The organism is Schleiferilactobacillus harbinensis (genome assembly GCF_008694105.1).
In the GTDB taxonomy this organism is placed as follows: domain Bacteria; phylum Bacillota; class Bacilli; order Lactobacillales; family Lactobacillaceae; genus Schleiferilactobacillus; species Schleiferilactobacillus harbinensis.
Map to the genome: position 1 here is coordinate 553,584 of NZ_CP041364.1, position 17,113 is coordinate 570,696.

Annotated in this window: 19 protein-coding genes and 1 other RNA gene; 6 read left to right on the forward strand and 14 right to left on the reverse strand. The window is 51.1% G+C overall.

The annotated features are described in order from the left end of the window. Window positions 1–26: 26 nt before the first annotated feature. Window positions 27–401: a transfer-messenger RNA gene (gene ssrA, locus FMM01_RS03075) on the forward strand. A gap of 64 nt (window positions 402–465) precedes the next feature. Here ssrA and FMM01_RS03080 read toward each other — a convergent pair. Beyond that, window positions 466–780, reverse strand: coding sequence for a SemiSWEET family transporter (locus tag FMM01_RS03080; protein WP_146993997.1), 315 nt, complete (start codon window positions 778–780; stop codon window positions 466–468). Window positions 781–1,106: 326 nt separating this feature from the next. Between FMM01_RS03080 and FMM01_RS03085 the strand changes: the two genes are divergently transcribed. Then, on the forward strand, window positions 1,107–1,370 hold the full coding sequence (locus FMM01_RS03085) for a hypothetical protein (RefSeq protein WP_063516341.1): 264 nt from the start codon (window positions 1,107–1,109) through the stop codon (window positions 1,368–1,370). A gap of 50 nt (window positions 1,371–1,420) precedes the next feature. Here FMM01_RS03085 and FMM01_RS03090 read toward each other — a convergent pair whose 3' ends face one another. After that, complete coding sequence (locus FMM01_RS03090) at window positions 1,421–2,080, reverse strand: glycerol-3-phosphate acyltransferase (RefSeq protein ID WP_150391643.1); 660 nt, start codon at window positions 2,078–2,080, stop codon at window positions 1,421–1,423. Window positions 2,081–2,094: 14 nt separating this feature from the next. Next, window positions 2,095–2,874 (reverse strand): Cof-type HAD-IIB family hydrolase, encoded by a 780-nt coding sequence (locus FMM01_RS03095; protein ID WP_027829487.1) that lies wholly within the window; start codon window positions 2,872–2,874, stop codon window positions 2,095–2,097. A gap of 113 nt (window positions 2,875–2,987) precedes the next feature. Between FMM01_RS03095 and FMM01_RS03100 the strand changes: the two genes are divergently transcribed. The 3 genes from FMM01_RS03100 to FMM01_RS03110 are packed head-to-tail and all read left to right on the forward strand — an operon-like array spanning window position 2,988 to window position 5,640. Further along, window positions 2,988–3,398, forward strand: a complete 411-nt coding sequence (locus tag FMM01_RS03100) for a hypothetical protein (protein WP_027829486.1) — start codon at window positions 2,988–2,990, stop codon at window positions 3,396–3,398. Between the two features lie 14 nt (window positions 3,399–3,412). Further along, entirely contained in the window at window positions 3,413–4,165 is a 753-nt protein-coding gene (locus FMM01_RS03105) for a response regulator transcription factor (protein WP_035441235.1), read from the forward strand. Continuing rightward, window positions 4,162–5,640: a sensor histidine kinase gene (locus tag FMM01_RS03110; RefSeq protein ID WP_150391644.1), complete on the forward strand. Its 1,479-nt coding sequence runs from the start codon at window positions 4,162–4,164 to the stop codon at window positions 5,638–5,640. The genes FMM01_RS03105 and FMM01_RS03110 overlap by 4 nt, the downstream gene beginning before the upstream one ends. 78 nt (window positions 5,641–5,718) lie before the next feature. Here the strand turns inward: FMM01_RS03110 and tnpC are convergent, their stop codons facing one another. The 7 genes from tnpC to FMM01_RS03145 all read right to left on the reverse strand — a co-directional run bounded on the left by tnpC (window position 5,719) and on the right by FMM01_RS03145 (window position 12,746). Next, window positions 5,719–7,275 (reverse strand): IS66 family transposase, encoded by a 1,557-nt coding sequence (gene tnpC, locus FMM01_RS03115; protein ID WP_150391428.1) that lies wholly within the window; start codon window positions 7,273–7,275, stop codon window positions 5,719–5,721. A 98-nt stretch (window positions 7,276–7,373) separates the two neighbouring features. Beyond that, entirely contained in the window at window positions 7,374–7,733 is a 360-nt protein-coding gene (gene tnpB / locus FMM01_RS03120) for an IS66 family insertion sequence element accessory protein TnpB (RefSeq protein WP_150391429.1), read from the reverse strand. Continuing rightward, window positions 7,708–7,902 (reverse strand): hypothetical protein, encoded by a 195-nt coding sequence (locus tag FMM01_RS03125; protein ID WP_027827606.1) that lies wholly within the window; start codon window positions 7,900–7,902, stop codon window positions 7,708–7,710. The genes tnpB and FMM01_RS03125 overlap by 26 nt, the downstream gene beginning before the upstream one ends. 194 nt (window positions 7,903–8,096) lie before the next feature. After that, window positions 8,097–9,053: an NAD(P)-dependent oxidoreductase gene (locus FMM01_RS03130; RefSeq protein WP_150391645.1), complete on the reverse strand. Its 957-nt coding sequence runs from the start codon at window positions 9,051–9,053 to the stop codon at window positions 8,097–8,099. 87 nt (window positions 9,054–9,140) lie between these two features. After that, window positions 9,141–9,701: a hypothetical protein gene (locus tag FMM01_RS03135; RefSeq protein WP_027829483.1), complete on the reverse strand. Its 561-nt coding sequence runs from the start codon at window positions 9,699–9,701 to the stop codon at window positions 9,141–9,143. A gap of 18 nt (window positions 9,702–9,719) precedes the next feature. Further along, window positions 9,720–10,481: an FtsX-like permease family protein gene (locus tag FMM01_RS03140; protein WP_027829482.1), complete on the reverse strand. Its 762-nt coding sequence runs from the start codon at window positions 10,479–10,481 to the stop codon at window positions 9,720–9,722. A 72-nt stretch (window positions 10,482–10,553) separates the two neighbouring features. After that, complete coding sequence (locus FMM01_RS03145; protein ID WP_150391646.1) at window positions 10,554–12,746, reverse strand: LTA synthase family protein; 2,193 nt, start codon at window positions 12,744–12,746, stop codon at window positions 10,554–10,556. A 110-nt stretch (window positions 12,747–12,856) separates the two neighbouring features. On the opposite strand from FMM01_RS03145, the gene FMM01_RS03150 reads away from it, so the two are divergent. After that, window positions 12,857–13,471 (forward strand): VanZ family protein, encoded by a 615-nt coding sequence (locus FMM01_RS03150; RefSeq protein ID WP_150391647.1) that lies wholly within the window; start codon window positions 12,857–12,859, stop codon window positions 13,469–13,471. A gap of 70 nt (window positions 13,472–13,541) precedes the next feature. Here the strand turns inward: FMM01_RS03150 and FMM01_RS03155 are convergent, their stop codons facing one another. From FMM01_RS03155 to FMM01_RS16705, 4 genes are all read right to left on the reverse strand, one after another. Further along, on the reverse strand, window positions 13,542–14,594 hold the full coding sequence (locus FMM01_RS03155; protein WP_027827240.1) for a tagatose 1,6-diphosphate aldolase: 1,053 nt from the start codon (window positions 14,592–14,594) through the stop codon (window positions 13,542–13,544). A 100-nt stretch (window positions 14,595–14,694) separates the two neighbouring features. Beyond that, window positions 14,695–15,744 carry a hypothetical protein gene (locus tag FMM01_RS03160; RefSeq protein ID WP_150391648.1) on the reverse strand — a complete coding sequence of 350 codons (1,050 nt, stop codon included), beginning with the start codon at window positions 15,742–15,744 and terminating at the stop codon, window positions 14,695–14,697. Continuing rightward, the gene (locus tag FMM01_RS03165) at window positions 15,741–16,649 is read right to left on the reverse strand and encodes an ATP-binding cassette domain-containing protein (protein ID WP_150391649.1); all 909 of its coding nucleotides are present in this window, start codon (window positions 16,647–16,649) and stop codon (window positions 15,741–15,743) included. The genes FMM01_RS03160 and FMM01_RS03165 overlap by 4 nt, the downstream gene beginning before the upstream one ends. After that, window positions 16,646–17,014, reverse strand: a complete 369-nt coding sequence (locus tag FMM01_RS16705; protein ID WP_035439563.1) for a GntR family transcriptional regulator — start codon at window positions 17,012–17,014, stop codon at window positions 16,646–16,648. Before FMM01_RS16705 ends, FMM01_RS03165 begins: the two co-directional genes overlap by 4 nt. Between the last annotated feature and the right edge of the window lie 99 nt (window positions 17,015–17,113).

A 17,113-nucleotide genomic window follows, 5' to 3' on the forward strand; every position in this document is an offset into this window, starting at 1 on the left:
GGTATCATTAACTTGTGTCGATATTCGGGGGTGTTACGGATTCGACATGCGTAGGTGAGTGTGAGTTGCATTCCGCAGGAGACGCCTGCGTCATCACCGTCACAGTTAAATATAACTGCAAAAAACCAAAATTCTTACGCATTAGCTGCCTAACAACAGCTTTCTAGCGTGATCCATCATCGCTGTTACCCGGGCGGTGGTCATGGGTCTCAAAAAATAACCGGGTTACGATTCAGCGCCCCACCTGAGTGCTGAATAAGAGATCATCAGGCATGTCTGTCAGTGCTAGCCCTGATCAACGGCGTTTCTGGCAGACGAGAAAACAAGTAGCTGGTCTATGAATGTAGAGACTTGCATGGCAATGCGTATGGACACGGGTTCAACTCCCGTCACCTCCATAATTAAAACAGCCGCGGCTGTCCTGAAAAATCAGGATTGCCGCGGCTGTTTTATTGTTGCCCTGCTTTAATGAATATAGACAGTGATCACCGTCACCAGACCAAAAATCACCCCGGGCAGATTGGAAATAATCAATGGCCAGTCTCGGTATGTTTTGAACCAGCCGTAGCCAACCCACAGCGTTGCGTTGATCATCGCGACCAATGGCTGGATGGGGGAAACAGGATGACCAGAAAAGTTGCTGATGATTTGCGGGATGTAGGAGACGTACATCAGAATTGCGGTCAGTGTGGCCACCCGGCCAAGGATTTTGATGTGCCGGACGTGGACAGGGTCGACTGCATTTTTGCCGCTGGGATATTTTGAATTGTCAAATCGCACGATATCATAACCTCCAAGTTGTTTACTGAAATGTTCTTTCAATTAAAAAGACAGACGTTGCGGATGCTGTACCACCAACGATAATGAAGTGATACCCAACGATGACATTAATCTGGCGGTGACTAGTTATCAATTATGATAATCACATCAATTGTCATATCACACGCAACGTTATCTTAACAGTTTACCATACTGAGCAATTAATCCCACTGAAACCTGGTCTAAATCAGCCCAAAGGACCAGAGCCCGAGAACAAAAGAACGATGATTATCTGGTTGTGCGCTATAATACGGGTGAGTTGAAGCATGCACATGGGAGGAAATACGATGGCAGCAGAAATGCATACAGAGCGTAAACTGGGACGTATGTTGGCAGCGGATGAACGGCGTCTGTTAGGGACAAGCCGCATTATCGCAGAACGGCTATATCTTGTCACTCGGGATGCGGCTGGCGCGTTGTTGTCTATTCGGGGTGAGGCCGCTCCGGCGAAAGCCGCTCAACCGCGAGGCCATGCGACTGGGTCAAAGATTGAAATGACCGCGGCAAGTGCTGAGATCAAGCCAAAACCAACGGATCGATCGCTGCGCTGAGGCCAAGAAAAACCGGCCAGCCCTGATATGCATGGGTTGGCCGGTTCTCTTTACTTGGCAGATTTTGCGGAGTCTTTCTTCTTAGTCAGCAATTGGATGATTTTTTTTGGAATGTTCTTCTTCTCTTGGGTGCCATGCACAATGTTCAAAATATCTGCCCAGAATCGCCAAAGCATGATCAGCGTCAGCAGCGCCAGCACGATCGTTGTCTCCAGCGGGAACACAAAAACACTGATGATGACATACACAGTTAGAATTGCGATACCGGCCAGACTCAGGTACTGACTGATCAGCAGGACGGCCAGTGCCCCCAGCAGCGCCATCAACCCCCAGAAGGGGTTATACAGGATAACCAGTACCACTGTGACGGCAACGCCCTTGCCGCCGCGGAAATGCTGCCAGAAGGGGAAGTTGTGGCCTAATGTAGCACCCACCGCAGCGTACAGGGTAGCAAAGTGTCCAATTTGGGGGAAGAAGAGGTTGGCCAGGACGACCGTCAGAATCGTTTTCGCCAGATCTCCGGCCAAGACGGCGACACCGGGCACAAAGCCCAGCTGAGCCATTACGTTGGCCATGCCCGGATTATGGGAACCAATCTCGGTGGGCGATTTGTGGGCGACGATGCGGGTAACCAGAAAGGCAGTTAAAAAGTTGCCCAGCGCATAGCCGAGAACGATACTGCCGATTCGACCGATGATTTGCATATCCATTACAGCAGCGCTCCTTAATCGATCAGCTGATAGTGGCGCAACCCCTGAATGATCCCGCCAGCGGTATTCGTCCCGGTAATAAACTCCGCCCGGTCTTTCACCGGGGTAATGCCGTTGCCCATGGCCACGGGGTGGTCGACATACTCCAACATCGGAATGTCGTTGGGGCCGTCGCCAAAGGCCCAGGAGGGTACGTTACCCAGATTCAGCAGCTTGATCACCCGTTCAATACCGTGCCGCTTCGATTCGTTCTTCTTCACCGTATCGATGGAGAAAGGACCATTCCGATAGAAGGTCAAGGAACCGTTCAGCGGGAACGTATAACGGCCGTCATTGTGATCGGTGAGTACCAGCAGCATCAAAATGTCGTTGGTCTTGTAAAAATCCGGATCAACTTGCGGAATCGGGGTGTGGATAAATTCGTAAGCCCGGCGCATGTCCGGGGTGTCCAAGGTAGTCCGAATCTGGTCCGGGGTGTACATACTGATCGACTCGCCAAGGGAATTACCGATGCGGATCAGTTGGCCCACCGTGGGGGTGGGGATGACCCCTTTATAAATTGCTTCGCCGTTATGCTCGATGTAGGCGCCGTTTAAGGTGATGAACGTATCAATGCCCGTGACGCGCCGAGCTTCTTTAATTTCCAGCGGCGAGCGGCCGGTGGAAATAATCGGTAAATAGCCATTGGCCCGCAACTGGTGAATCGCCTGACCCGTGGCCGCATCCACCAGAGAGTGGCCATTGAGCAAAGTCCCGTCCAAATCAAAAAATACAACGCCTGAATACTGTGCCATGCTGATCCTCCTGAATTTTTAGTAACATTATACAGCGTAATCGTATCATCTTTGGCAATCCCTTGTAAATTCATGTAGAATTGGCGTGTAAGCCTATTGTGGAGGTGGTTTTAATGGTTTTTATCGTTGTCGGCGCCATTATTTTAGTGATCGGCCTGAAGTATTTAATTTGGCCGGCAAAGCATCCAGAAGAAGTGGTGGCCTATAAATCGTACTTGGCGTCCACCAGCCCAGCCGCCTTTGCCTATGCCCAGAAGGAAGCCCGCAATGTGCACCTGGTGCTCGGCGGAGGCACCGTCCTTCTTGGAATCTTCATACATTGGCTACATTGGGACAACTTTTTTATCATATGGTTATTTCTGAGCGTGCTGATCACCGTGAGCATTTTCGCTTACGTGGAAACGAAGCTGAAAAAATACTTAATCAAGCGGCATGAATTGCCCCGTGACTATGTGGACCCCGACGAGAATCTCGCCTACCGTCAACACCACCGGGTCAAAGGTCTGCGCGATCGATTGAAATGAAGGGGAACAAACACATGAAACTCTTAATGATTGAAGATAACAAGTCAGTATCGGAAATGATGTCCATGTTTTTCCAAAAAGAAGACTGGGATGTCACGTTTGCTTATGACGGCAATGAAGCTGTGGATAAATTCAAAGAAGATCCCACGGGCTGGGACATTATTACCTTGGACTTGAACTTGCCTGGGAAAGACGGGATGCAAGTGGCTAAGGAAATTCGCGAAGTATCGCAAACCGTGCCGATCATTATGTTAACGGCTCGGGATTCCGACAGTGATCAAGTGCTTGGACTTGAGATGGGTGCCGACGATTATGTGACGAAGCCGTTCAGCCCGATCACGCTGATTGCCCGGATCAAGGCCTTGCACCGCCGGGTGGAACTCGGTGAGGGCGAAGAACATGAAGAAAACGGCAATGGGGCCTATGACGTGACGACGGAGCACTTGCAACTGTCGACCAAGACCCGGGAAGCTTTCTTAGACGGCAAGCAAATCGAGAATTTGACACCCAAGGAGTTTGACCTGTTGAAGACGCTAGCTCAAAAGCCCAAGCAGGTCTTCAGCCGCGAACAATTGCTGGAGCTGGTTTGGGATTACGAGTATTACGGCGATGAACGGACCGTGGATGCGCATATCAAGAAATTGCGGCAGAAGATTGAAAAGGTCGGTCCCCAGGTGATCCAGACGGTCTGGGGTGTGGGCTACAAGTACGACGATACCGGCATCACGGCACCAAATGATGCAGATGAAAAAAGTGAGACTGAATGAAACTTATTTACCAGCTGATGATCAGCTTCTTTGCGGTCATCCTGACCGTGATCTTCATCGTCGGCGGGACCGTGTTAAATTACTATAGTTCGTATGTGTACACTAGCACCTACAATCAGCTGACCGGTTATGGTCAGAATGCGGAGAAGCTGGTGGCTCAAACCGTCACGAGCGGTCATTACGAAATCAATTCCGATACGATTCGTAAGATCGAAATGGTATTCTCCAATCAGAATGTCAACTTCGCGATTTATTCCCTGGCTGAGGGCGCGACCAACCAAAATTTGCGCGTCTACCCCACGGAACAAGAGGTCGGCCGGCGGCCCATGCCGGAGCACTTGAGCAAGAGTTATTGGGCGCGGCTGAAAAAAAGTGAATATATCAAGGATACGTCGAACGCGGGGAAGCTGCTGAGTGCGAATCAAATGCCCAAAGGAGCTCAGCCCCAGGCCTACGTGATCGTACCCTGGTTCTATCAGAATAAGATGTTCGCGGCCGTGGTGGTTAGTGCTCGGGTAGCAGATATTGACTCCAACATTGCCCAAATTGAGTCTAATCTCTTTGTTGCCTTGATTATCTCCCTGATCCTGGCGCTGATCCTATCCTATCTGCTGGCTCGGTATCAAGTGTCCCGGGTGAACCGCGTGCGGCATGCCGCCCATGAAGTGGCGGATGGCAACTTCGACATTGATTTACCCAGCAAGCACCGAGATGAAATTGACGATTTGGCCACAGACTTCAATATCATGGCGAAGTCGCTCCAGGATTCTCAGCAAGAGATTGAACGCCAGGAAGAACGACGCAAGGAATTCATGGCCAATGCCGCCCACGAAATGCGGACGCCGCTGACGACGATCAACGGCCTGCTGGAAGGTTTGGCTTATGATGCCATTCCGGAAGAGTCCAAGGGGAAGAGCATCGAATTGATGCGGGGCGAAACGAAGCGGCTGATTCGGCTGGTGAACGAAAATCTGGATTATGAAAAAATCCGCACCGGTCAGATTCGCTTGTCTGAACGGGAATTCGACGCCATGGGGCCGTTGCACAATATCGTCACCCAATTGACCAAGAAAGCGGCAGACGCCAAGGATAAATTGGTCTTGCAGGGCACATCGCCGGTGAGTGTTTACGCGGATTATGATCGGTTTGTCCAGATCATCTTCAACGTGGTGCAAAACGCGATCCAGTTTACCCAGAATGGCCAGATCACGATCAAAGCCGAGCGCGGCTTCCACGAGGCGGTCTTTACGATCAGCGACACCGGCATCGGCATGACACCGGAACAGGTACGCAACATATGGGATCGCTATTACAAAGCGGACCCTTCCAGGAAAAACACCAAGTATGGTGAATCTGGGCTGGGCTTGTCCATTGTCCATTCGCTGGTCAAGCAGCATGGCGGGGACATCAAAGTTTCCAGTGAACTGCACCAGGGAACGACGTTTAAAATTTCGTTTCCAGATAATACAGAGTAAGCGGTCGTTGAAATAGGTGTGAAGACAAAAATGGTGCAATCCTCTATCATGAAGATTGCACCATTGCTTTACCCGCTGTTATTCGTGACAGAACGCCTGCACCTTCGGCGCCCACGGCAAATAGTCCTGCAAGGCGACCATGTCGCCGGGAGCCGGCAAATTAGGCACTGTGTCGAATAGATAGTTGAAATATTTACTCGGATCGAGGTGATTAGCCCGTGCTGTCGTGAGCAGACTAAGAATGACCCCCGCAGCCGTCGCGCCGCGTTTGCTCTGCGAAAACAGCCAATTTTTACGACCGATGACCAGTTCTTTGACGGCGCGTTCGGCCCGGTTGTTCGATAGTTCAAGTCGGCCGTCCAACAGGACTGCCCGCAAGCCAGCCTCATGCTTCAACGCATAGGTGATGGCTTTGCCCACCTTGGATTTTGGCAGATAGCTGCCGTCCAACGAGACCAGCCAAGCGAAGAACGCATCCATGACAGGTTTGAGTCGTTGTTCGCGCTGGGTTTGACGTTCATCAGCCGACAAGTCTTGCCATTTCTTTTCCCATTGGAAGAGATCATTGCAATACTGGCGGCCCGTTGGGGCCAGCCCCTTGTCTCCGGCGGTCACGGCTTCGTCAAACTTACGACGCACGTGAGCCCAGCAGAAGACATTGGTGACCCCAAGCAAATTAGGGTAAACGGCGTAGGCATCACTTTGCAGGTAGCCTTCGTAGCCGGCCAGGAACCGGGCAGCTTCCTCGTAACCGCGGCTATTACCGTGCTCATACATGACGATCTGGTGGGCGCTGTGCTTGCTGGACGTGTAGACCCAGTAATAGGTCTGCGCCTTCTTTAGATCCAACACCCGGTAGGGCGTTTCGTCCGCATGGATAACGTCTTGAGTCAGCAGATCTCGGTGCATCAGCTTGTATAGGGACTCCAGGTAGCCTTCTGACGCCTTGATGTGCCAGTTGGCAATTGATTGCCGGGTGAAATCGACCCCGCGACTGTGCCACAAGCGTTCTTGCCGGTTGTCCGGAATCTTGTAGGCAAACTTAGCCATGATGGATTCGGTCAAGACGCTTGAAGAAGCTGGACTATGCGGTATGGCTGGGCGAGGCACATCGGACTTCTTAAGGAACTGGTTGCCGCGCTGATTCAAGCAGCCGTTAGGACACGCGTAGGTGTGCCGATAGACGATTGTGTGCAGGAGCTGTGCCGGAATCAAGGTTGCTTCTTCGCGTACTTTCGACCGGCCGATATCCTGCATCTCTTCACCACAGACCGGGCACTTGCGCTCCTCACCTTCGAGCAGGCAATCCTGCTCGTCCAGCGGCAGCTTGTTCAAGTCGGTGCTCTTGGTCCGTGTCGCTTTCTTGAGCTTCTTCTTGGCGACCTTGCGGTCATCACCGGTGAGCTTGTCGATGATGCTTTGTTCTTCACCGGTGATGATGTGCTCATTGAACAGGTTCGTCTGGCCATGCGGCAGGTTATCGCTTGATTCCCGGCGCCGACCGAACAACATGCGCTTCAAGACGGCGATCTGTTCCCGGAGGTCCTGATTTTCATTTATCGAATTCTGCAGTGCGGTGCGTAATTGTTCTGGCGAAGCGTCCACCAATCGCACTGCATCTTTTGTGTCTACCAATCGGTGTTCCTCCAATAAATATAATAAATGGATTATATCATGTTTTATACGGCGAAGGAAAGAGGAGATGCCAATAAATCATGGCTTCTCCTCCTCAATTAGTTGGTATATCCTGGCTTGAAATCATGAATGGTACTCCGTTCTTGAATACTTAGACCAGTAATCAATCGCTTCAGCTGGTAATGACTGAGATGCTGCACCTCAGAGCGCGTTCGCGGCCACTGCAGGTGGCCGTTCTCGTACCGTTTGTAGTAAAGAACAAACCCACTGCGGTCCCAGTACAGAGCCTTGAACCGATCGCGCTGACTGCCGCAGAATAAGAACAGCGAGTGATCATAAGGCACTTCGTCTTCGCCGTACAGCTCCCGCAAGGAAGCGGCCAAACCGTCGATTCCTTTGCGCAGGTCCGTTTTTCCGCAAATGATATAGATGTTAAGCTCTTGGATATTGGGGAACATTGCCTGTCAACTCCTGGAGCACCACGTGCAGAATTGCCCGGTCAACACCGGTGTAAAACACGACCTCGGCGTCCTTGAGCTTCACTCGTGCCGCAACCTGCGGTTTGACCAGCGGCTTCGGCGACCGGTCGGTCACCTGGATCGGCACGATATCTTTGATTTGAACCATGAAAGGCCTCCTTGTTTACTTGATAAACCAAGTTTACAAGGAGGCCTGCACCGGGTCACGATACCTATGTCAACGACCGCTTACAATACAGAGGCACCAACGGCTGCAGAGAAGAAAACAAAATCTTAGCGGCAGTTCAAAGCCGGCCTTTCCCATCATGGGAGGGGCCGGCTTTGTTGGTCACTCATTAATTGTTAAACGGTATAGCGTAACGGCTGATGATTAAAGTAAGCGACAATGTTATCCGCGATCAACCCGGCCATGGCGTCACGGGCTTCAACGGTGGCGTTGCCGATGTGGGGGGTCAAGATAACGTTGGGCAGGGCCTTGAGGCCAGCCGTGACCTGGGGCTCGTGTTCATAAACATCCAAAGCAGCACCGCCCAGCTGCTTTTGCTGCAAAGCAGTCAGCAGAGCAGATTCGTCAACGACCGGCCCCCGGGCGACATTGATCAAGACACTGGTGGGTTTCATTTCTATCAGTTTCGCGGCGTTAATCAAATGATGCGTGCCGGGCACCAGCGGTACGTGCAGGCTAACGAAATCACTGACCGCCAGCAAATCGTCCAGCGCCGCATACTGGACATTCAAGCTGGCCTCATCGGCTGCACTTAGGGCGTGGCGCTGCCAGTACCGGACATGCATCCCCAAAGCATTCGCCTTGGCCGCCACGGATCGGCCGATAGCCCCCAAGCCGACAATGCCTAAGGTCTTGCCGGCAATCTCATGGCCCAGGAAGAATAATGGTTCCCAGGCTTGGAAGCCAGCGCCGCGCATGAGCTGGTCTCCCTCGGGGATCCGCCGGCTCCAGGCCAGGATCAGCGCAATTGTTAATTCGGCGACAGCATTGGCGGAAACACCCGGAGTATTCACCACTTGAATCCCGCGTTGATGGGCCGCGTCCAAGGCTAAATTATCAACGCCGGCACCGTAATTGGCAATCAGCTTGAGCTTCGGCGCGGCAGCAATGATATCGGCAGTCACGGGGGTCGAGAGGGGCACCACCAGCACCTCCGCGTTCGCCGCACCGGCTTTCAACTCTGCCGGGGTGATCGGTGTATCGCTCTCGCGGACCGTTACATGGGCATCCAATTGCGCCAGCGGGGCCAATAAGCGCTGAGGCACCGGGGCAGCAATAAATATGTCAGACATGAAATTAAGACTCCTTTCCCCCTTATTATGCAAAGATTAACTGCAGAACGCAAAAGACCCGACTTGCGCCAGGTCTGAAAAAAGCCATTATTGTTGGGTAAACAAGTCGGCCGAAAGCAGCCGTTCCGCCGGTTGGCCGTCCACCATCTCGTGATCGCTGGTCACCATGATCAAATGGCTGTCAGTCGCTTGCAGGACATTTTCCAAGAGATTGAAGAAAATCCGAAATGTGGCGATCCCTTGATTATCTAAGAAGTTCGTTGTAATGATGTAATGCCGTTTCAACAGCAAGAAGCGAAACAACTGCACATAGAAGCGCTCGGTTTCATTGAGTTGGCTAGCCGGCTTATCCAAAAAATCGTGAGTGTTGAGTTCAGTGTATTCATTATCAAACAGAAATTGCCGTAAGCGGACGATATCGTTTTTAGGCGAGTCAATCAAAATGTTATCCGCGACAGATAAAAAGGGAATAACCGATTGATCGCTGGGATCAACAAAGCCAACGTCGTCCAACCGGTGGAAACTGTGCCACAACTGTTGGTAAAGGTGGGCAGGGGAGCTTCCTGTCGGGGTAAGCACGAAGTAAGAACCAGCGGTGGGCAGGGCCTCCGCCCACCGGGGTGAAGTATTGGCCTTGCGCAATTGCATGACCTCCATTATAAAAGATTAGCGATACTGACGGCTTTGGCGGAAACGCCACCAGTGAATGCCCACCCAGGAACTGCCGATAATGGCAAGGATCACGATGGACAGGAAGGAGAAGAAGCTCTGACGAATACCGGAAGTAAAGATCTCGATCCGATTGACCGTGACCGTATTCCCCGCCAGCAATTCCTGCCAGTTAAAGAAGGTGAGCTGCTGGTGGAAAAGGCTTTTAATGAACGCCGTGGTTTGGGTGGTACTCAAGACATCCGGCAATTGCTGCAAGAAGATGTGCTGATTCACTTGCCGCAACCAGCCAGTACCGACAAAAGTCAGCACGATGCCTAAGACGAACACGATCACATAGGCGATGAAGAAAAGCAGACAATACTCCACGAACAATTGCAGAGAAATCCAGGAGACCGATTTACCCGTAGCTGAGTATGCCTTCAATTCACTTTGCCGATGATGCAGGGAAATGCTGTTGATGACCACGAGAAAGATGAAAATTGCCAAATACGTATAGGCAATATATGCGGCGTACTGATTGAGTACCGTACCATGGGTCACTTGCATCGCCCGAATCGTCAACTGCAATTCACTCTGAATCGTTTTGGGAAATCCTTGAATGTTATTCATGAACCCCGTCGAAATGGTCGTTTCAATCTGACGCAGCATTTGCAGTGCCAGCACAATGATCATAAAAAACACCATACCCACCACAGTAATTATGGAATTACGGCGATGGTATTTGAGACTGGCAATCGCGCGATTAATAAACAGCATCCTTAACCCTCCAACAACTATTGTACTGGGTGAGTTTGAATTATTTGTGAAAATCCCTGCACAAAATGGCGATCACTTGGCCGTGCTGCTGTTTTGGCTGCTGCTGGTACTGCTGTCATCCGGCTGCAGCGTCTTTTCCCGCTTCAACTGATCCGCGGGCACAGTCGTGATCGCGTCCTGGTTATTCTGCAGTTCAGGCGCATCGGTTTGGTAGAGGCCAGTGGTGGTTTGATCATGATTTTCACTATACAAACTGGTGGATTTCTTACCCTTGTTGTCGCGCTCAGTCGTCACTTTTGACCATAGGGTGCGATAGTCGAATTGCTTCGGGTCGACCGGCGTGAAGTCTGCAGGCGTGTAGAAACGCAGGAGGTTCTTGGAATTGAGCGAGTCAGACAAGGCAAGCGTGTTGTCCACCGTGGCCTGAAGCGTGTTGAAAGTCTCTTTTTGCGCGTCCGTTAAACCGTTCAAGGCCAAGCCGGTGTGGTTGTCGTAGACTGTGCTGTCACCGCCTTTACCGCCGACAAAGGTGTAATTCGGGGTAACAAAGTTGTTATTGCGGAAAATCACTGTCTGGTCGTGTTGCGGGGACATTAAGTCGGTACCGAACTGGACGTAGGATTGGGTGTTCACGCCCAACAGGTGGAGCAAAGTGGGCAAAACGTCAATTTCTCCGCCGTATTGGTGCTGCAGCCCACCCTTGAGGCCGGGCATGTGCAGCATGAAGGGCACTCGCTGCATCTGGGCATTATCAAAGGCGGTCCAATGGCTGGGATCCCGGCCCATCATTTTAGCCAGGGATAGATTATCCGTGTTCGACAGGCCATAGTGATCGCCGTAAATCATAACGAGTGTGTTGTTGTACAATCCGCTCTTCTTCAAGTAATCGAAAAATTCTTTGACGGCCTGGTCCAGATAATTCGCGGTTCGGAAATAGTTATCCACCAGGCTGTCGCCGGTGTCGCCCTTGGGGAAGGTACTGTCCGTGTTGGTCAGGGTGAACGGGAAGTGGTTGGTCACGGTGATGTACTTGGTATAAAACGGCTGCTGCAGTTGCTCCAGGTACTTGATGCTCTCAGCAAAGAGCAGCTTGTCCTTCAGCCCGTAGCCGATGGAATTATCCGCGGAGGTATCAAAGTATTTGCTGTCGAAGAAGTATTGGTAACCAAGGTTTTTATAGACGCTGTCTCGATTCCAAAAACTGCCGACGTTGCCATGGAAGACAGCCGACGTGTAGCCGTCGGTTTGGCTCAGGATGGCCGGGGCCGCCTGGAAGACGTTGTCGCTGCCCAAGGAGGTAAAGACGGAACCGTCGGAAATGCCGTAGACTGAGTTCTCTAACATGTTTTCAGCATCGCTGGTGCGGCCCAGGCCGACCTGATGATAGAAGTTATCGAAGGCCAGGGTGTTGCTGTCGCGGTATAGGCTGTTCAGAAAGGGGGTAACCTCTTTGCCGTCCACTTTGTAATTGATCAGAAATTGCTGGAAGGATTCCAGATGGATAATGATTACATTTTTATTCTTGGCCACCCCAAAGTATTGCGGATTGGGCGCCGCATAATGTTTTTGGGTATAGGCCAGCACATTCCCCAGGTCAGAGCCGTCAGCTTGGGAGCGCACCTGGTTATTTTGCGCGGATTTGGCGGCGTCATAGACCATAAAAGAGTCAATGCCCAGGTATTTCACAATATAAGTGCGGTCGAAAGTGCTGGATAACAGCCGGGGCCGGGAAATATCGGCCAGGGTCAGGTTGACCAGGAACAGAAAGAGCGCCCCCACCAGACACGCCCAGGCATTCACTGACGGATAGCGCTTGGGGTTCATGGGAATGGCCTTGCGCAGCAGCAAGAGCAGCAGGACGACGATATCCAGCCAATAGAGGACATCGTGGAGTGTCATCAGCTTCAAAGTGCTGGCGCCCAGGCCGGCACTAACCTTCCGCGCATTTAAGATTGTCGAAAGGGTCAAAAAGTCACTGAACTGCCGATAATAAATAATGTTACTATACAATAAAAGCGTGTTGACCACGTAGATGCCGAAGAGCACCCAATATGCCACTTTGGGATGGGGAATGAAGTAGCTCAAGCTGAAGAGAAACAGGGTCGTGGCCAACGGGTTAATGAGTAAGATGAATGCGTCGTACGGGTTATCCACTCCGAGGAAGAAGTCCACTGTGTAGGCTAACATTGATTTAGCCCAAAACAGGACCATGAGGAGGATGGTATACCGAGGACGCGTACCGACCCATTGCTGAATTTTGTGCATGACCGTGATCCTTTCTGTGTGTTCAATGCCAATATTGTACCGCGGAAGCCGAACAACACGCAATTCGCAGGGGAAGTGTAAGATAATCCTAAACGTGGGGAGCGAACTGCATGATTTTTCTTGGACCACTCTATGACTGGGTGGCACACACATACAGCGGCCGAATTAACCATTTTCCGCTGATTCGACTGACTTTTTATTCGTTGGACAAAACCATTCTGTATTTTCTGATTTTTTTAGGGCTGCGTCTCTGGTGGCGCCATCACCGCCATTACCGGGGCCAGTGGGGGAGAGAAATACTGGTCTGGCTGTTTGTCTTTTACTTAATGCTGGTCTTCGCCCTCACCGTTTTTCGCGGGACCTATTTTCCTTGGCAGCTGCAGTTTTACTGGCACCGGCCGCTGAGTGAAATCAACTGGCAGTTGTGGACCCAGACGGCCAAGCTGCAGCAAGGCCAATCCATTGTGGATTTCATTTATAATTTGTTCGGCAATATTGCCTGGTTCATTCCGTTTGGGATGCTGTACCCGGTATTGCGCCAGCGGCGCATTGGCATGATTCAAACGGTGTTCACCGGAATGGCTGTATCAGTATGTATTGAGGCGCTTCAGTTTATTTTGTACACGGGGATCACCGATGTGGACGATGTGATGTTCAATACACTGGGCGCGCTGGTGGGCTACTTGGTGTACTGGGTGGCACACCGCTTGCTGCATCATCGGTAAATGTGCTGGAACAGCAAAAAACACCGATCCTGTAAAGGATCGGTGTTTTTCTTAAACTTAGAAATAACGATTAGTCAGTCATTACCTTGCGGTCAAAGACCTCAATGTTGTCCAGACCACCGTATACTTCGTACCAAGGGGTAGCATACTTGTTCAGGATATCGTTCAATTCCTCAACGTTCTCCTTGCCTTGGCCGTTCAGCCAATCGATCAGTGCTTGCTTGCCGTCCTTAGCGTAAACTTCAACGCCATCCAACCAAGTGGCACGGCCACCCAGGATACCGCTGTAGTTGTTGCCAGCTTCGCCGGCAAACGTCAATTCAGCACGGAATGTTTCGGCCGGTACACCAGCAGACAAGTAGATGAACGGACGGTCAACCAAGCTGTTCATGTCTTGGAAGATCTTCTTTACTTCATCTTGGCTGTAAACAGCCTTGTTGCCGTTCTTGGTGTAGCCTTCAACGAAGTCCCAGTTAACCGGGATTTCAGCCTTGATGACGTCAATGTGGTACTGATCCTTGGAGAATTCCTTCATGGAGTCCAGTACCAATTGCGGCTTCTCCTTAGCAAATTCAGGGCTCTTGGCATCAGGTACGTTGTCGTCGTAAGTAACGATTTCAACAAATACCGGAATGTCAGCAGCCAGTGCTTCGTTGCCTAAGCGCTCTAAGAAGGCATGCTTAACGTCATTGATTTCTTTCTTGTCGTTCGGGTTGTAATAAACCAAAACCTTAGCGGCATCAGCACCCTTGGCCAAGATACGGTCCAGGGATTCGTTGGGCAGCAGTTCAGGGAAGCGGCCGACAGTGTTAACATCGTAACCTGTCTCTTCGTAAGACAAGATCAGGCCAGACTTCGGAGACTTGGACTTCATACCCTTGAAGCCCAGTTCTTCGTCGATCAGGATGGCAGAAGTGAACTTGGTCAATTCTTGGGAAACAAGTTCCTTGAATTCATAAACCATGTCCAAGTTGTATTCCTTACCATACTTTTCGGCAGCGGCCTTCATGATCCGCTTCATCGAACCCCGTTGGTCGATCGCCAGGGCCGCAATAACACCCTTATCGTTGGATAATTGTTGCAGCTTGTCGAACTTGCCGCGGGAAATGCGTTTTTTTGCCATAGAAGTTTATCCCTCCAAAATTTTTGCCTTAAAACCTTCATTAGTATACGGGTTTTCATAGGATGTTTCAAGGGACATGCTTGAAAATGGGTCTAGACCATCAGGGGGCGGGAGTTTGGGAGTGGTTGGCGGGACGTGAGAGCCGCTTCATGAACCGACGCGGTCGGAAAAGGTACCAATAGAAGAAAGCAAACACGATGATTGCCGTGATGACCATGGAAATTACCTGGTGTCCAGTAAACAACCAATCTTGGAAGAAGAATGGGATGTAAATCGTGAAAGCAATCAAGACTGGCCAGCGCAATTGCGGGAACAACAGGTAATGGTGACTACTTTCGAGTGACAGCCGAGAATAGAAGTAAAAACTGAGACCGGCAAAAACGACAATGCAGCCGAACCAAATGACGTAGTTAACGGATACTAAACCAAGAATTTGCCAGAAGGAAGCCTGTACATCCAGGCGGTTAACGACTTGGCTAATAATTTGAGTGACACTCAATCCGAGAAATGCGACTGTCAAAACCAGCGGCAATGTTTGGCCAATCACGATCCCAAATAAGCTGCCCGCCGCAAATCCGGCAATGAGCTGTAATAAGAAGGCCGGCATGTTGATGAGAATCGATGGCCAATGGAATACCAGAAATTCGTGGGGGATGTTGCTGCCGATAATGGCCAGAGATACACCGATGCTGACAAAATACGCCGGGATTGAGACCGCCAAATAAAGGAGCGATTTGGTCCAAAGAATGTCTCGGCGGCGGGCACCGCTGCTGAAGAGTAACCGGTTAAAACCAGATAACTGATCCCAGAAGGTGGCAATGCACCCCAGCACGATCATCACTAAGAACGCAAAGAAGTTGAAAAAGGGCTGGCTTTGACTGGTCTGCGTGTGATTGGCGGCACCGAACGTCTGGGTGCGCATTTTATCGTTGTATTGCTGGTAAGTCTGGTTTCTTTGGGACTTGGGCAGGTAAGGCCAGACGTGTTTATCATACTCTTTTTCAGTATAGGGGTGGGTAGACTCTGAATTAAAAACGGATACCGTGCTCGCCCCCTGCAAAACACCGAAAAAGATAAAAAACACAGCAATCAAGATCAGCCATACGCGGTGTCTGCGCAACAGCAGCTGCCATAATGATTTCTTGGTCATTTCTCGTATACCTCCTTACCCAACAAGTAATCCGTATCGTGCACTGCCGTGGTCCGGAAGATGTCCGTCAAAGTCAGCGGCAAATCTTCCATGAATACTGGCTGGGCATCCTGCAGCGCCGTCTCAATGGTCTCATCATAATGCAGGAAGACGATCTCCAGGACTTGGCCGGTAACACGAATCAGGGTGCCTTCCTTCTTGATCGCGGCCGGCACTTCGTTATGCCGGAAGACGACCTGGATCTTCTTGGCCTCTTCTCGCAATTCTTCCAGCATGTAGTCGTGGAGAATGTGATGGTCCTTAAGAATTAGGACGCGGTCGCTGATCCCGTCTAGCTCTTCCAGATCATGGGAAGAAATCAGAAACGCCGTGTGGTGCTCTGCCGCCGCGTCGATGATCATCTGGGTGACCTGTTCCCGGGCAATCACGTCCAGCCCGGAGAAAGGTTCATCCAAAATGATGTAAGGCACGTTGCTGGCCAGCGCCAGCGCCATTAGGATGGTCGCCTGCATTCCTTTAGACAGGCCAGACCAGCGGCTTTCCCGAGGAATCTTGAAATGGTCAATTTCCTGCCAGAAACTGTCTAAGCTGAATTGCGGGTACACGAGGGTGAACCAGCTGGCAATTTCGGCCAGCGGACTGTTGCCAAAGAAATTATCTTGGCTGTCCACGAAGAAAATAGATTGGGTAAAGTTGGTATTCGGAGTGACGGTTTGGTCGTTGATCTGGATCGTGCCGCTGTCGGGAATGTATTGCAGCATCATCGTCCGGAAGAGGGTGGTCTTGCCGGCCCCGTTGCGGCCGACCAAACCAGTGATTTCCCCCGGCCGCCAGGTGAAACTGATATCGGTGACCACTTCTTTGCGGTCAATCCGTTTGGTTAAATTGGTAAGCGTGACGGTCATGGATGGGAAACCTCCTTTGGTGAAAAATTGGTATCCAGAAAGACATCGATCTGTTGACGGGTAATGCCGGCTGTGCCGGCGTTGATCAGCCAGGCCGAGAGCTGCTGCCATAGGACGGTTTGCTGGGGGGCGGATGGCGGGCTGTCTTTGATAAAGGTTCCTTTACCCGGCTGCACTTCGATGACGCCATCCGCTTCCAGCTGCCGGTAGGCCTTGGCCACGGTATTGGGGTTCAGCCGCTCTTGCTGAGCCATCTCCCGGACTGACGGCAATTTGTCGCCGACTTGCCAAATGCCGGTCAGCACTTGATCTTTAACTTTCAGCGCTAAGCGTTCGTAATAGGCGAGGGAACGGGGATTTTGCATGAATATGGCACCTCCTTTGCTGCATCTGTATTACGTGTACTATTATCCACAGTACACTCGGGGTGTCAATTGTTTTTACCCAATAATTTAGTTTCAGAA